General features: G+C 31.0%; 17 protein-coding genes. 13 read left to right on the forward strand and 4 right to left on the reverse strand.

Annotation, left to right across the window (positions count from 1 at the left end):
* Nucleotides 1-6 precede the first annotated feature (6 nt).
* From ACXGQT_RS09860 to murI, 8 genes are all read left to right on the forward strand, one after another.
* Nucleotides 7-666, forward strand: coding sequence for a CBS domain-containing protein (locus ACXGQT_RS09860; protein ID WP_457828428.1), 660 nt, complete (start codon nt 7-9; stop codon nt 664-666).
* A 24-nt stretch (nt 667-690) separates the two neighbouring features.
* Entirely contained in the window at nt 691-1,599 is a 909-nt protein-coding gene (locus ACXGQT_RS09865; protein WP_457828429.1) for an NAD kinase, read from the forward strand.
* Between the two features lie 75 nt (nt 1,600-1,674).
* On the forward strand, nt 1,675-2,256 hold the full coding sequence (locus tag ACXGQT_RS09870; protein WP_457828430.1) for a DUF6089 family protein: 582 nt from the start codon (nt 1,675-1,677) through the stop codon (nt 2,254-2,256).
* Complete coding sequence (locus ACXGQT_RS09875; protein ID WP_457828431.1) at nt 2,256-3,017, forward strand: isoprenyl transferase; 762 nt, start codon at nt 2,256-2,258, stop codon at nt 3,015-3,017. Before ACXGQT_RS09870 ends, ACXGQT_RS09875 begins: the two co-directional genes overlap by 1 nt.
* Entirely contained in the window at nt 3,001-5,601 is a 2,601-nt protein-coding gene (gene bamA / locus ACXGQT_RS09880) for an outer membrane protein assembly factor BamA (protein ID WP_457828432.1), read from the forward strand. Before ACXGQT_RS09875 ends, bamA begins: the two co-directional genes overlap by 17 nt.
* Before the next feature lie 7 nt (nt 5,602-5,608).
* Entirely contained in the window at nt 5,609-6,295 is a 687-nt protein-coding gene (locus ACXGQT_RS09885; protein ID WP_457828433.1) for an OmpH family outer membrane protein, read from the forward strand.
* Between the two features lie 13 nt (nt 6,296-6,308).
* Nucleotides 6,309-6,809 carry an OmpH family outer membrane protein gene (locus tag ACXGQT_RS09890; RefSeq protein WP_457828434.1) on the forward strand — a complete coding sequence of 167 codons (501 nt, stop codon included), beginning with the start codon at nt 6,309-6,311 and terminating at the stop codon, nt 6,807-6,809.
* A gap of 102 nt (nt 6,810-6,911) precedes the next feature.
* Nucleotides 6,912-7,697 carry a glutamate racemase gene (gene murI, locus ACXGQT_RS09895; RefSeq protein WP_457828435.1) on the forward strand — a complete coding sequence of 262 codons (786 nt, stop codon included), beginning with the start codon at nt 6,912-6,914 and terminating at the stop codon, nt 7,695-7,697.
* Here murI and ACXGQT_RS09900 read toward each other — a convergent pair.
* Nucleotides 7,694-8,206: a gamma carbonic anhydrase family protein gene (locus ACXGQT_RS09900; protein ID WP_457828436.1), complete on the reverse strand. Its 513-nt coding sequence runs from the start codon at nt 8,204-8,206 to the stop codon at nt 7,694-7,696. The two genes, murI and ACXGQT_RS09900, sit on opposite strands and share 4 nt — an antisense overlap.
* Before the next feature lie 37 nt (nt 8,207-8,243).
* On the opposite strand from ACXGQT_RS09900, the gene ACXGQT_RS09905 reads away from it, so the two are divergent.
* Genes ACXGQT_RS09905 through ACXGQT_RS09915 form a run of 3 tightly spaced genes read left to right on the forward strand, consistent with a single transcriptional unit; the run spans nt 8,244 to nt 10,292 of the window.
* Nucleotides 8,244-8,672, forward strand: a complete 429-nt coding sequence (locus ACXGQT_RS09905; protein ID WP_457828437.1) for a BT0820 family HAD-type phosphatase — start codon at nt 8,244-8,246, stop codon at nt 8,670-8,672.
* 31 nt (nt 8,673-8,703) lie between these two features.
* Complete coding sequence (gene map, locus ACXGQT_RS09910) at nt 8,704-9,522, forward strand: type I methionyl aminopeptidase (protein WP_457828438.1); 819 nt, start codon at nt 8,704-8,706, stop codon at nt 9,520-9,522.
* A gap of 2 nt (nt 9,523-9,524) precedes the next feature.
* Nucleotides 9,525-10,292 (forward strand): class I SAM-dependent methyltransferase, encoded by a 768-nt coding sequence (locus ACXGQT_RS09915; protein WP_457828439.1) that lies wholly within the window; start codon nt 9,525-9,527, stop codon nt 10,290-10,292.
* A gap of 3 nt (nt 10,293-10,295) precedes the next feature.
* Here ACXGQT_RS09915 and ACXGQT_RS09920 read toward each other — a convergent pair whose 3' ends face one another.
* Nucleotides 10,296-11,318, reverse strand: a complete 1,023-nt coding sequence (locus ACXGQT_RS09920) for an FAD:protein FMN transferase (protein WP_457828440.1) — start codon at nt 11,316-11,318, stop codon at nt 10,296-10,298.
* A 61-nt stretch (nt 11,319-11,379) separates the two neighbouring features.
* Between ACXGQT_RS09920 and ACXGQT_RS09925 the strand changes: the two genes are divergently transcribed.
* The gene (locus tag ACXGQT_RS09925) at nt 11,380-12,225 is read left to right on the forward strand and encodes an OmpA/MotB family protein (protein WP_457828441.1); all 846 of its coding nucleotides are present in this window, start codon (nt 11,380-11,382) and stop codon (nt 12,223-12,225) included.
* Nucleotides 12,226-12,611: 386 nt separating this feature from the next.
* On the opposite strand, the gene ACXGQT_RS09930 is transcribed toward ACXGQT_RS09925, so the two are convergent.
* On the reverse strand, nt 12,612-13,976 hold the full coding sequence (locus ACXGQT_RS09930) for a hypothetical protein (RefSeq protein WP_457828442.1): 1,365 nt from the start codon (nt 13,974-13,976) through the stop codon (nt 12,612-12,614).
* A 128-nt stretch (nt 13,977-14,104) separates the two neighbouring features.
* Between ACXGQT_RS09930 and ACXGQT_RS09935 the strand changes: the two genes are divergently transcribed.
* On the forward strand, nt 14,105-15,043 hold the full coding sequence (locus tag ACXGQT_RS09935) for an ABC transporter ATP-binding protein (protein ID WP_457828443.1): 939 nt from the start codon (nt 14,105-14,107) through the stop codon (nt 15,041-15,043).
* A gap of 2 nt (nt 15,044-15,045) precedes the next feature.
* On the opposite strand, the gene ACXGQT_RS09940 is transcribed toward ACXGQT_RS09935, so the two are convergent.
* Nucleotides 15,046-16,053 carry a DUF4837 family protein gene (locus ACXGQT_RS09940; RefSeq protein ID WP_457828444.1) on the reverse strand — a complete coding sequence of 336 codons (1,008 nt, stop codon included), beginning with the start codon at nt 16,051-16,053 and terminating at the stop codon, nt 15,046-15,048.
* Between the last annotated feature and the right edge of the window lie 69 nt (nt 16,054-16,122).

Here is a 16,122-nt window from a genome sequence, read left to right on the forward strand (position 1 = left end):
AACCTTATGGAGCTTATCAATTACATATCTCAAGACAAAATATCGATAGATAATCAAAAAACTGTAGAAAAAATTCTACAAATTTTTAACACTATCTCTTATTCACACATACCAATAGTTAAGGATCAAAAACTAGTGGCAGTTGTATCAAAAGAAGACCTAAGCAGTGTGGATAATAAAAAACAAAAATTAGCAGAACTAGAATACTTATATGAATTCTTTTTTGCCAAACAGGAAGATACTTTACTAGAAGTATTTTCTAATTTTGCCGTTAACAACACCAATTTACTACCCATAACAGATAACGATAACAATTATATAGGTTATTTAGACCTAAATGATACTTTAGATTGTTTTGCCGATACTGAATTTTTAAACACAGAAGGAAACATACTGTTATTACAAAAAAACACCAATGAATACTCTATGTCCGAAATTTGTCAGATTGTAGAATCTAACAACAACAGCGTTTTAGGGACTTTTGTAACAGTAAAAAATGATGATTTAACACAAATTACCTTAAAAGTAAAACCCATTAATATTAACGAATTGGTACAATCTTTTAGAAGATATGACTATACCATTATGAACACTTTAACTGAAGATTCTTACTTAGAAAGCTTAAAAAAACGCTCAGAATACTTTATTAAATATTTAAACATCTAAATTCGCAGAACAAAATCTTTTACTATGAAAAAAGTAGCCATTTTTGGACAAGTTTATAAAGATGCTGATGAGGCTTATGTTTCTACGTTAATTAATGTTTTAAACAAAGCTAAAACTCCTGTATTTATCAATCAAGATTATGCAGAATCTATAAAAGAAACAGGACTTAAATTTGTAGATCATTTAGACACTTATGATGGAGAGTCTGGATTAGATAGTTCTTTTACAGCATTGATAACACTTGGTGGAGATGGAACCATTTTAAGAGCCTTTAATCAAATTAAAGATTTAAACATTCCAATATTAGGAATCAATCTAGGAAGGCTTGGGTTTTTAGCAACCGTTCAAAAACAAGAAATAAACAAAGCCATTAAAGAATTCTTAAAAGGAGAATATATTGTTGATGAGCGTGTAATGCTAAAAGTTACCAGCAACACAAACGGACCTGAATTCACCAATTTAGGCTATGCTCTAAATGATTTAACCATTGCAAAAAAAGACACCAATTCTATGATTGGAGTTGATGCATATATAAACAACGAGTATTTAACCACTTATTGGGCAGATGGTTTAATTATTTCTACTCCAACGGGCTCTACAGGTTATTCATTAAGTTGTCAAGGACCTGTAATTATGCCAAACACCAATAATTTTTTAATTACTCCTGTAGCTCCTCACAATTTAAACGCAAGACCCATTGTAATTTCAGATACTACCGAAGTAAAACTAAAAGTTTTAAGAAGAGAAGATCAATTTTTAGCCTCTTTAGACTCCCGAGTTAGTACCCTAGATGTGGAAACAGAAATTATTGTAACCAAAGCTAATTTTACCGCCAAAATAATTCTTTTAAAAGATCATACATTTATAAACACCCTTAGAGATAAACTATTATGGGGGTACGATACAAGAAATAAATCTACACACAAACAATAAATCATTAGGATTAATGGTTATTACTTCAACATTTCATCATCGTTTAATTATATTTGCCCTGTTTTTATCATGAATATGAGAAAGTTAGTGTACATCTTTACTTTTTTAATTGCCAACATTGGCTTTTCTCAGGTTTACGAAGCTGGTCTTACGTACAACCTTGGGAATGTTATGGGCGAACGCAATAATGCCTTTCCAATAACTACATCAAATAAAAATTGGGGAGTAATTATTAAAAAAAACATGAATCCTAGAATTGCGTATAGAGTTGCTGTTAACCTAATGGAAAGTCACAACACGCAATTAGCAGAGCTTACTGGAGGAATAGATTTTAATTTTACAAAATACAACTTAATAAGAACGGGAAATATAAAAAAAAGCTCAGCTTATCTAATTTTTGAAGCCGCTACCATGTTTTACAACACAGGCGGAAACACAAAGTTCTCCATGGCTCTACCTATGGGAATTGGTTATAAACAAGCACTTACAAAACATATTGTATGTTCTTTAGAAACAAAAGCTAGAGTTTCTTTTTCTGATGTATTAGATAATATTACAACAAATAAAAGCACTTTGGATGCTTATTACTATATTGGGGCCTCAATATATTATACATTTGGATGGCCTAGAGGTAGTAAAAACCAAATACGATTTTAATGAGTTTATTAGAAAAACTAAAACAAAATAAAGTACCTAAACACATCGCTATTATTATGGATGGTAATGGTCGTTGGGCAAAGAAAAAAGGAATGGCCAGGATTTTTGGTCACAGAAATGCATTAACTGCTGTAAGAGAATCTGTAATTGGTGCTTCTGAAATTGGTACAGAAGCTATTTCCTTATATGCTTTTTCTACCGAAAACTGGAACAGACCAAAATTAGAAGTTGATGCATTAATGAGTTTACTTATTAACTCTTTAAAAAAAGAATTACCCGATTTTCAAAAAAATAAAGTAAAAGTAAATGCCATTGGTAGATTGTCTGATTTACCCAAAAAAGCACAACAAACTTTAGAAGACGTAATGAACGCTACTAAAACCAACTCAAAAATAACTTTAACCTTTTGTTTAAGTTATGGTAGTAGAGAAGAAATTACTACATGTGTTAAAAAAATTGCAGAAGAGGTTAAAAACGGAACACTAAATAGTCAAGATATTTCAGAAGCTATTATTCAACAAAACCTATACACGCATAACCTACCAGATGTAGATTTAATGATTAGAACAAGTGGTGAGCAAAGACTAAGTAACTACTTGCTTTGGCAATTGGCTTATGCTGAATTATATTTTACTGACACACTTTGGCCTGATTTTAGAAGAGAGGATTTGTTCAAAGCAGTAGAAACATATCAAAACAGAGAAAGAAGGTTTGGAAAAACCAGTGAACAATTAGAAGGAGAACATGAACAAACTATTTAAAAATTACCTTTTTACATTTATAATTTTCATTACAAATCTTGTATGTGCTCAAGAAGAAAACAAACAAGATTTATCTGATAAAGAAAATAATACTTCTACAGAAGTAAACGTAAATAAACCTAATACTTTTTCTGATCCTAATCAGCCAGATTTTTCAGTTCCAAAAAACTATTTATTAGGAGGAATTACAGTAACAGGAACCAATGCTTTTTCCGAAGCTTCTGTAATTTCCTACTCAGGTCTTAAAACTGGACAAGAATTAAAAATACCTGGTGATAAATTAACAAGTGCTATTAAAAAACTTCATAAATCAGATAGATTTAGCGATGTAGAAGTATTTATAACCAAAATAGAAGGAAACACAGTTTACCTAGAAATTGCTATTAAAGAACTACCTCAATTAAACGAAATTAAATTTATAGGAGTAAGCAAATCTAAAGCAAAAACATTTAAAAAAGATACCGGACTTACCACAGGTAAAATGCTTACCGAAAACTTAATTACTTCTACCGAAAACTATATCAAACAATTTTATATAGATAAAGGATATTTAAAAGCAAAAGTTAATATTTCTGCTCAAGACAACCCAACTAATGCCAATCAAAAAAATGCAATTGTCTATATAGACAAAGGTAAATTGGTAAAAATTAAAGACATTGATATTTCAGGAAATGAGCAATTTAGCGACAGAGATGTAAGAAAAGCTCTTAAAGACACCAAGAAAAAGTTTTGGGGTAGGTTTTGGAAACGCTCAAAATATGTTGAAGACAACTACGAAGAAGACAAGAAAAAATTAATTGAAAAGTACCGCCGTAAAGGTTTCCGTGATGCTAGAATTGTTGCAGATAGTATTACATGGAACGAAGGTAAAAAAACAGTTGATTTACATTTAGATATTGAAGAAGGAAGAAAATATTTTTATAAAGACATTAAGTTTTTAGGAAACAAAACTTATAAAAGTGAAGACCTTCAAAGAATGTTAAGAATTGAAAAAGGAGATGTTTACGATTCTAAAACTCTAGAAGAAAGAGTAAATGGTGACGGAACTCCTGATTCTGATGACATTGCTACTTGGTATCAAAATAACGGATATTTATTCTCTCAAATCAACCTGGTAGAAACAAATGTTGAAAACGATTCTATTACAGTAGAAATTAGAATTCACGAAGATGATCCCGCAACTATTAGTCATGTTTCTGTAGTCGGAAACGACAAAACCAATGACCATGTAATTTATAGAGAATTACGTACTGTACCTGGAGATTTATATGGAAAAGACAAAATTATCCGTTCTATTAGAGAATTAGGTCAAATGGGATTCTTTGATGCTGAAAACATTACTCCCGATTTACAACCTAATTATGCTGATAAAACCGTTGGGATAGAATACAACCTTACAGAAAAAGGGTCTAGCCAAATTGAATTACAAGGAGGTTATGGTAGTGGATCTTTTATAGGAACACTAGGTTTGTCATTTAACAATTTCTCACTTCGTAATATTTTCAACAAAGAAGAATACAAACCTTTACCTCTAGGTGATGGTCAACAATTATCATTAAGACTACAAGCAAGTAGATTCTCTACCACCAATAGTTTATCATTTACCGAACCATGGTTAGGAGGTAAAAAACCAAGGTCTTTAAGTTTTTCTATTTACAACACCAAACAATACGGATATGGAGACTCTTATTACGATGTAGACAAAAATCAACAATTAAACATATTTGGAGCTTCAATCGGAATTGGAGAGCGCTTAAAATGGCCAGATGACTTTTTCTCAATTTCTAACACCATTAGCTATAGGAGATATACTGTAAATCAATTTAACTTTGGTACTGCTTTAGATTTTGACAATGGTACTGGAGTTTCCAACAACTTATCTTACAATATTACCCTACAACGTAACTCTGCAGGGCCAAGTTTAATTTTCCCAACATATGGATCTACATTTTCTATTGAAGGTAAATTTACACCACCATTTTCTATGTTTACTAACAAGAAATATGACACCAATAACGAAAGGTTTAAATGGTTAGAATACTACAAAATAAACTTAAAAGCAAAATGGTATACTGCTTTGGTTGATAAATTTGTATTAATGACCAACGTTCAATTTGGATATTTAGGTAACTACAACGACAAACTAGGAGAAATTCCTTTTGAAAGATACTTTGTAGGAGGTGATGGATTAAACACAAACAGTTTTGATGGTAGAGAAGTCATTGGACTAAGAGGATATCCTAACAGTACTTTATCTAACTTTGGAGGAAACACAATTAACAATTCAGAATTTCTTGGAGCAACCGTTTACGATAAGTTTTCTATGGAGGTTCGTTACCCTATTACATTAAACCCATCAGCATCTATATACGGTTTAGGGTTTATAGAAGCAGGTAATGCTTATAGCGGATTTAACGATTTTAACCCTTTTGATGTTAAAAAATCTGCTGGATTAGGAATTCGTATATTTATGCCAGCATTTGGATTATTAGGGATTGATTTTGGACATGGATTTGATAATGTTCCTGGTGAAACTGAGAAATCTGGATGGCAAACACATTTCATTATCGGACAACAATTTTAAAAATGGCATGATTATTTCTAACTACATATATAAGTTCATTCAAAAAATATTTTTATTTTCACTTTTTTTTGGATTTAGTGCCAATGCACAACAACAATTACAAAGAATTGGTTTTGTTGACATAGAATATGTATTAGGTAAAATACCTTCATATGCAGAAGCACAATCTAAATTAGATGCAGAAACAACCACATGGAAAACCAACTTAGATAAAATGTATCTAAAGTTAAACACCATGAAAGAAGAGTTTTTAAATGAAAAACCTCTGCTAACAGAAGATTTAATTAAAGAAAGAGAGTTAGAAATAAAAACCTATGAAGATGAAATAACCAGTACAGAAAACACCTATTTTGGTACAGAAGGAAAATTATTTGAATTGAGAAAACAATTAGTTACCCCATACCAAGATTTGGTTTACAATGCAGTTCAAACAATTGCTCAGCTTCGAAAATATGACATGATTTTTGAAAAATCTTCATCAATAGTAATGTTATATACCAATAATAATTACGATATTAGCGAGCTTGTATTAAAATACATACAAAAATCGAAAAAAGAGATTGAAGAAGAAGAGGCTGCTATTAAAAGAGAAATTGCCCGAAAAGCAAGAGAAAAAAGAATAGAAGAACAAAGAAAAAAACGAGAAGAAGACAGACTCAAAAGAGAAGAAGAACGAAAAAAACGAAACGATTAAACAATTAACCAAAATGAAACAAGTAAAAACTACATTTTTAATTGCAATTATAGCTTTAGGATTCACTCAATTTGCTAATGCACAAAAAATTGCACACATTAATTTAGACGAAGTTGTAGCTTCTATGCCTGAAGCTAAAGCTATGCAAGCTGATATGGAAAAATTAGGAAAGACTTACGAGTCTGAAATTAAATCTGCATCAACTGCATTAACAGCTAAGTATGAAAAATATACTGCTGAAGAAAAATCTAAAACTCCAGAAGAAAACCAAGCTAGAGCTGTTGAAGTACAACAAGAACAAGCTAAAATTCAACAATTACAACAAGCTGCTTCTCAAGAGTTACAGAAAAAGCAAAACGAAATGCTAGAGCCTATTGTAAAAAAAGCTCAAGATGCTATTAAAGCTTATGCTAAAGAAAAAGGTATTCAATATATCTTAGATGCAAGAACATTAATTTATGCTGAAGGTGAAGATATTTCAGGAGCAATAAAAACAAGATTAGGGATTAAATAATATTTATTTCTCTTTTAAAAATTACAAAGCGCTATTATAAATTTATAATAGCGCTTTTATTTTGATATGCTTTTATCGAGATTTGCAATACATTAAAAAAACATGAAAGAAAATCCTATTGGCATTTTTGATTCTGGAGTAGGTGGAACCTCCATTTGGAAAGAAATCATTCATAGATTACCCTATGAACACACCCTCTATTTAGCCGATAGTAAAAATGCTCCTTATGGACACAAATCAAAACAAGAAATTATAGACATCTGTCTTAAAAATTCAGAAATCTTAATTAACAAAGGAGCTAAAATAATTGTGGTCGCTTGTAATACTGCCACTACCAACGCTATTGATGTTTTAAGAGAAACTTTTAGCGTACCTTTTATTGGAATTGAACCAGCCATTAAACCTGCAGCATTAGCCACACAAACAAAAGCTATTGGTATTTTAGCCACTAGAGGAACGCTAACCAGTGATTTGTTTCATAAAACAGCTAAAGAATTTGCCTCTAACATTTCAGTTATTGAACAAGAAGGAACCGGCTTGGTACCATTGATAGAAAATAATTTGATAGATTCTTTAGAAATGGAATTGCTTTTACAAAAGTATTTAACCCCTATGATGGTTCATCATATTGATTATTTGGTCTTAGGATGTTCACACTACCCATACTTAATCCCTAAAATCAAAGAAATTATAGGGAATAATGTAACCATTATAGATTCTGGTTTTGCCGTGGCAAAACAAACAGAAAAAATACTCTCCGAAAAACTATTGCTAAATAGCAACAGTACTCCTGGAGAGCATTATTTAATGAGTAACAGTAATATCAATACATTACATCAACTAGTAAAAGAAATCAAGCATATTACTGTTGAACAAATAGATTTTTAATCTTTGTACCAACCAGAATATTTTACATAAGCATCAGCAATTCTATTCACCTCTCCTTGCAAAAGTTCCTCGCTCAAATCTTTTATTTTTTTAGCAGGAGTTCCTGCATATACACTTCCAGATTTTACAGTAGTTCCTTTGGTAACCACTGCTCCTGCCGCTACAATACAATTAGATTCTAACACACAATCATCCATTACAATGGCTCCCATTCCTATCAACACATTGTCGTGAATAGTACAACCATGTACAATAGCATTATGCCCAACAGAAACTGAGTTACCTATGGTAGTTGGCGATTTTTGATACGTAGCATGTACTACTGCACCATCTTGAATATTTACTTTATTTCCCATGGTAATTCTATGTACATCTCCCCTAATTACAGCATTGTACCAAACACTGCAATCATCACCCATGCTTACTTCACCTATCACCACACAATTCTCCGCCAAAAAGCAATTTTGTCCAAATTGAGGTTTATTTCCGTTTAATTCTTTGATAATCATCTTTAAAGTTTTAATCAAAAATAATATAATTGTAATATTGCAAAAAAGATTAGCCGTGCCAATTCCAACACATCAAAAAATAATTGCTGTAGATTTTGACGGAACCATTGTAAAAGATGAGTATCCTAAAATTGGAACGCCTCAGTTATTTGCTTTTGAAACCTTAAAAAAACTTCAAGAAAATGGGTATAGACTCATTCTTTGGACTTTAAGGGATGGTAAAAAATTAGAAGAGGCCGTTGCTTTTTGTAAAGAACACGGCATTGAATTTTATGCTGTTAACAAAAATTATCCTGATGAAACTATGGATGATAGGACCATCCGTAAACTCCATGCTGATCTTTTTATTGATGACCGTAATATAGGAGGCTTTTTAGGTTGGGGGAAAATTCATCAACTTTTGTTTGATGATGAATTAGAAATAAAATCAAACAAAAAGAGAGGCTTTTTAGGATTCTTTAAATAAATAGTATCTTTGCACTCCATAAAATAGGAATATGATTACCATTAAAACCCTTGAAGAAATTGAATTAATGCGTGAAAGTGCGCTTATAGTTTCTAAAACTTTAGGAATGCTTGCCAAAGAAGTAAAACCAGGAGTAACTACTCTTGAGTTAGATAAGATGGCGGAAACTTTTATTAGAGATCATGGAGCTGAACCAGGATTTTTAGGAATGTATGATTTTCCTAACTCTCTTTGTATGAGTCCAAATGAACAAGTAGTTCACGGAATTCCAAACAACGAACCTTTAAAAGAAGGTGATATTATATCTATTGATTGCGGGGCATATAAAAATGGTTTTTATGGAGACCATGCTTATACTTTTGAAGTAGGAGAAGTAACTCCAGAAATAAAGCGACTTTTAGATATTACCAAGCAAAGTTTATATGTAGGTATTGAGCAATTTAAAGCAGGAAACAGGGTTGGAGATGTTGGATATGCTATTCAGAAATTTACAGAAGACCATGGTTATGGTGTGGTAAGAGAATTGGTTGGGCACGGATTGGGTAGAGAAATGCACGAAGATCCACAAATGCCAAATTACGGAAAACGTGGTAGAGGTAAAAAATTTGTTGATGGAATGGTAGTTGCTATTGAGCCTATGACAAACATGGGAACCAAAGATATTGTTCAATTGAACGATGGCTGGTCTATTTTAACAAAAGATGGAAAACCATCTGCTCATTTTGAACATGACATAGCCATTGTAAACGGTAAACCTGAAATATTATCTACTTTTAAATATATTAATGATGCTTTAGGTATTGTTACAGATATAGAAGATAAATTTAGAGCTAAGCCATACGGAGCTTAACAATGAGTCTCTTTAAAACCATACTAAACACTATTCCTAGACCTTGGCTTATTAAACTTAGTTTAGTAGCCAAGCCTATTTTAGCTATTTATTACAAAGGAAACCAATATACCGATCCTATTGATGGTAAATCTTACCGAAAGTTTCTTCCTTACGGTTATGAACATCAAAGAGAAAATGTATTAGCCCCTGGAACTTTATCATTAGAAAGACATAGACTGTTGTGGCTTTACTTAAACTATCATTCTGATTTTTTTAAAAATTCTCAAAAAGTACTACACGTTGCACCAGAACAATGTTTTTATCCGCTTTTTAAAAAACAACAAAATTTAGATTACACCACTACTGATTTATTTTCACCTTTGGCAGATGTAAAAGCAGATATTTGTGATTTGCCTTTTGAAGACAACACCTACGATGTTATTTTTTGTAATCATGTATTAGAACATATTATAGACGATGCTAAAGCGATGTCTGAATTATACAGAGTGTTAAAACCTGGTGGATGGGGAATATTTCAAATCCCTCAAGACGTAAACAAAACCAATACTTACGAAGATTTTAGCATCACTACTCCAGAAGAACGCAGAAAACACTTTGGACAATATGACCATGTAAGAATTTATGGTTTAGATTATTTTGATAGATTAACCAAAGTTGGTTTTAATGTAAAGCCTTTTAAAGTCACAGATCATTTTTCGGAAAAAGAAATAAAAAAATATGCCTTAATGAAAAGTGAAATTTTACCCATATGTGTAAAAGCTGTGTAAGTTTTACTCAACAAACTTTAAGTGGTCACTTGCATAAGTTTTTAATTGGTCGTCTTCTATGTATATAAAGTAAACCTTCATGTTTTTATGCACGCTTGCCAAAGCTTTCGCTTTTTTAAATCCCATAGCCATAAAAGCAGTAGCATAAGCATCAACCTCACCACAAGTAACAGGAGCTATTACAGAAACAGATAATAAATCTGTATGTGCAGGACTACCTGTTTTTGGATTAAATGTATGAGCTATTTTTTTACCAGTAATACTATCAATTCTAAATTTCCTATAATTACCAGATGTTGCAATAGCTTCATTATTTAATTGTGTAACTTTTTGCAAACTCCTAGTTCCATCAAAATTAGGTTCTTCAATTCCAACAGACCATAGTTTTTTATTCTCATTAACACCCCTCGCTCTGATTTCTCCTCCAATTTCTATCAAATAATTTTTAACTCCTTTACTTTCTAAGAACTCACCAACTAGATCTACTCCATACCCTTTAGCTGTAGCATTAAAGTCAAAAGTAATATTAGGATTTTGTTTAACAATAGTATCATTTTTTAGTATCACTTTATCAAAACCAACATATTGCATTAAACTGTCTATTTCTTGTTTAGAAGGATCTTTGTCTGATTTGTGTGGTCCAAAACCCCATGCATTTACCATTTTCCCAACTGTGGGGTCAAAATATCCATTGGTCTCTTTAAATATTTTTTTTGATAATTTAAAAACATTTACAAAATCACCATCCACCTTAAGTACTGATAATCCATTGTTTAGCTCACTAATTAAAGAATGACTGTGATATGTTGATAAAGAATTATTCATTTTATCAAACAAAGATGTAATATCGGCACTAAAATTGCCGTTAGTAGTATCAGAGTATTGAATATGAAATGTAGTGCCGAACACGCTACCTTCCAATTTTTGATACTTAGCTTGCTTTTGTGTACAAGCAACCGTTGAAAAAACAATTAAAGCGTAAAAAAATAATGTTTTTAACAAGTTATCAACAATTGTTTGCTTCATTAGAGTAGGTTTTTATTAGAAAGTTTTTATATTTGTTCAAAAATAATACATTTTATAGACCATGAAAAAAGTTTTGATATTAATCGTGTCAGTTTCATTATTAGCTACTTCTTGTGTATCTAAGAAAAAGTATACTGATTTACAAACAGAATTAGGAGACAAATTAGCAACAACTGAAAAAGAATTAGCAGATTCTAAAACAGATTTGAGTGCTGCTGAAAACAAAGTAGCTTCTTTAGAAGACAGAATTGCCTTTTTAGAAAAAGGGAATGAAAAATACTTAGAAAACGTTGACAATTTAATTGCAATGTCTAAGTCAGCAACAGAAAACATGAGATCTACTTTATCTCAATTACAACAAAAAGACGAATACATTAAGTACATTCAAGAAGCAAACTCTAAGAAAGATTCTATCAACTTAGCTGTAGCTTTCAACTTAAAGAAAATCTTACCTAACGGTTTAAACGACGAAGATATTTCTGTTAACATTGAAGGAACTAAAGTATTTATTTCTATTGCAGATAAATTATTGTTTAACTCTGGATCTTACAGAATTTCTAAAAGAGCTGAATCTATCTTAGAAAAAGTTGGTAAAGTAGTAAATGAATACCCTAACATGGATGTTATGGTAGAAGGACACACTGATAACCAAACTGTAAAAGAAGGTGCTGCAGTTAAAGATAACTGGGACTTATCTGTACAACGTTCTGCTGCTGTAGTTCGTGAATTACAAACTAAGTACGATGTTTTACCTGCTAGATTAATTGCTGCTGGTAGAGCTGAATACGCTCCAGTTGTAGAAAATAGTTCTGCTGAAAACAGATCTAAAAACAGAAGAACAAAAATTATCATCATGCCTAAGTTAGATGAGTTCTTTGAATTATTAGATGACTCTGCTGCTAAATAATTGCAAGTAAAAAACATAAAACAATTTAAAAACCTGCTTATTCAAGCAGGTTTTTTTATATCTATTACTTTCTTAAAAACATATTGACAGTATAAAACATCATATATTTACATACTACTTTTTAAGCATATTTTAAAAACAACTTAAAACTTATCTTTTAACAACAAAGTCAGTACTATAATTACTGAGAAAACATCAATCTACCTTATCAAAAAACTTATACGGATGATTTTATATATTATAAGACAATAAAAAAGATTATATAAAAACATTTGTAAACATCATTCTGAATTCATGTCAGAATTACAAAATGTTATACAATGACTATGATAATTTTAAGCAAGTTCTGTTTAACAAAATTATCACTTTTAAAACCGCCTTATTTGTTAGAATTTAATACTAACTCCTATGTAAGGCCTTACTTGATGAATAGCTCTAAACGAACCATCTTCTTTTTCAGCAAAAGTCCATTGATAATCAACACCGGTTTCCATAAATCTATTAAGTCTATAAGTCACTAATATATTTGCTAACGAACGTTGATCTAACTTAAAAGCATCTCCTAAATCACTCAATTGAGCTTTTAAGTACTTACCTCTTGCTCTAAATTTTCCTATTTCTTTGGTTTGTAAATTAAGGCCTACTATAGCTCCTCTATTGCTATTTTTCAAATCATCTGGCAACAAGAGCTCACCTTCAATTTTAACAATTCCTAAAATTTCACTTCCCAACTTACCATAAATACCTTGAGATTTTTCTGCACCTACAAGCTCCATCAATCTAGCATCTTTATTAATTTCATAAGCAAAATTAAAAAACTGTGGAATATAATGGTCTCCATACCATTGCCTTTCAATTCTTGCATTTACATGAAAAACATTCGCTACAAACTTAAACTGAGCTTCTAACCCCGTAGCAAAACCACTTCCACTTCCATAACTAACTCCAGTACCATAATTAAGTGGATTATTACTAATATCTTTTGCTAAAGCATCGTTTTCATTCAGCTTGGTATACTGCATATCCCAAGTTAGCTTTAATAGCATATTTTGTAATAATACAGCTCCCATATCAAAACCAAAAGCACTATTTCCATCTCTTGTAAACTGAGTTGATGGAATTGTAGTCCCTGAAGAACTCTCTTGATAATTATCTTTATCACTAGCAAAGCTCACCCCAAATTCTATAGTTTTTACAATAGGAATACTTAACTGACCAAAAGGTTTATAATAAGGTCTTATAGCAAATAATTTTTGAGAGCCATTAAAATTTAAATCACTATAAATAGCCTCTAATCCTACAATTTCTTTAAATGTTATATCTGCACTCACTCCAACTTTTCTTCGCTCAAAAGACACTGCATTGCTATAATTTCCTAACATTGCTCCATATCCAAGCTGTTCACCAGTCATATCTCCCAATTTTACATAAACTGGATCTTGTTTCTTTTTTCCATAACTTAAATACCTTACCAAACGCAAAAGACCAACTCCATTATTAAATTCTTCTGTTCTCATTTCTCCATTACTTACATCAAACAATAAAGGCACATCTAAACCAAGACCGAATTTTCCAAATGAAAATTCGGGTTGAACCCTCATTCCTACAAAAGTTTGATCTCCAATAGTAGTAACTCCAAGATTTGCAGAAAGGCTGTTTTCGTCTTCAAATGCACTTTCAAAACCATCTTGTGAATATGTAAAATGAGAACAGATTAATAACATTAACAAAACTCTAAACGAATATTTCATAGCTTCTTATTTTAATTTAACATATGTTAAATTAACAGAAACAAATCATAAAAACAAAAGAATTAGATTATTTACCCGTAAATAAAATCAACTATATAAACCTTATATTTGCCTTTCAACTTATATTTATGTTAGAAATTAAAAATGTTTCTTACGCTTATACAGCCAAAAAAACGATTTTAAAAAATATTGATTTCAATGTACAAAAAGGGAAATACATTGCTCTTTTAGGTGAAAGTGGATGCGGAAAAAGCACATTACTTGAACTTATTTATGGGTTGATGGATATTGAACAAGGTGAAATTCTGTATGATGGAAAAAAATTATTAGGGCCTAAATATCATTTAATTCCTGGACACCCGTTTATGAAATACTTGGCTCAAGACTTTAGTTTAATGCCTTATACAACTGCTGCAGAAAATGTAGGAGAATTTTTATCAAACATTTATAAAGACAAAAAAAACGCAAGAATACAAGAACTCTTAAAAGTAGTAGACATGGTTGATTTTGCCCATATAAAAGTTAAAAACTTAAGTGGTGGACAAAAACAAAGAGTTGCCATAGCTCGTGTTTTAGCAAAAGAGCCAGAGGTTTTACTACTAGATGAACCTTTTAGTCACATAGATAACTTTAGAAAAAACAACCTAAGAAGAAGTCTATTTAATTATTTAAAAAAACAACAAATTACTTGTATAGTAGCTACACACGATAGCACAGATGCTTTGTCTTTTGCCGATGAATTATACATGATAAGAGACACTAAAATAATTGCTAACGGAACTCCAGAAGAGTTATATAAACAGCCTAAAAACAAATATGTTGCTTCTTTTTTTAGTGAGGTAAACGAAATACCTAACAAAGATCTTGTAATTGATAAAGAAGGAACTTCTATACTTTACCCAGAACAAATATATATTGTAGATAAATCCAACATTAAAGCATTTGTTAAACAAAGCTACTATATAGGTGCTTACTATTTAATAGAAGCTGTTTTAAACCAAACAACAATTATTATTAAGAGTAATAAATCTTATAATGAAAAAGAAGAAATATATATTACTATTTAAAACTAGTTGATTTTTACCGTTTTTAAAATAGCTTCCAACTCAAAAACAAAATCTCTTTTATTCACAGATGGTGCATAATTAAAACCTTCTATGACAACAAGTCTATTGTGTTTTTCATCAACAATAGAATAATTTAAAAAAGGACCAGCATTAAAGGCTCCAAAAACCTCCCAAGTACCTCTACTCTCATATGCCTTTTTACCATCAATAGTTGTTAAAGCCATGCTTGGTGTTCTAGCAGCTTCAGTAATCATGTACATTTTATCAACATCATTTCCTCTAATAAATGCTTTACCAATACTGTCTCTATTTTTTATCATTTGATCTAAAATAGGTTTGTTTTCATCAAACAAAGGAGCTTGGTAAACAATAATATTGTTGTTTTGATCTCCTGAGGCAATACCTCCAGCAATATGGCTACGCATCCACATAAAAGAACCTAAAGTATCTATAACCATTCTGTATTTACTAGGAATATCCATGCTTATTCCTAATTTAGATAAAGCATTTATTTTTTGAGAATATTTACCTTTAGCAATATCCTCTTGTATAGATTTTAGATCACCATTTCTAAAAGTATTTACTATTTCTGATGATTTTGCATATATCAGAGCTATTAATTCCTGTTGTGTTGGAGCTTTAACCTCTAGAATTGTTTGTGGTTGTGCATATTTATCTGTAGAAGATTTTAATACCTCTTGATCTGCCAACTGTAAAAACAATAAATTTCTACTATTCTTAAACATTTTAGCAAAGGCATTAGGGGGAATGGTAGATATATTAAACTGGTATTCTGTTTGTGGCAAACCTACAATTGGTTTTTTTATTACTTCTCTAAGAGCATTACCAACTTGTCCTTTCCATAAATCATCTTCAACTACAACTACAACATGATTAATTCTACCTGTAGAACTAGGTTTCATATAATCATTATTACTACTTTTTTTATCACCTTTATTTCCACAGGCCACTATTAATATCAATGCAAATAATGTAAATAACTTTTTCATCATAATGTGTTTTTATTGTAGTTGATGGACTTATCAATTTTATTCTAATACTCCAAAAATTGTTCCAAT

It is taken from the genome of Wenyingzhuangia sp. IMCC45467 (assembly GCF_054111205.1).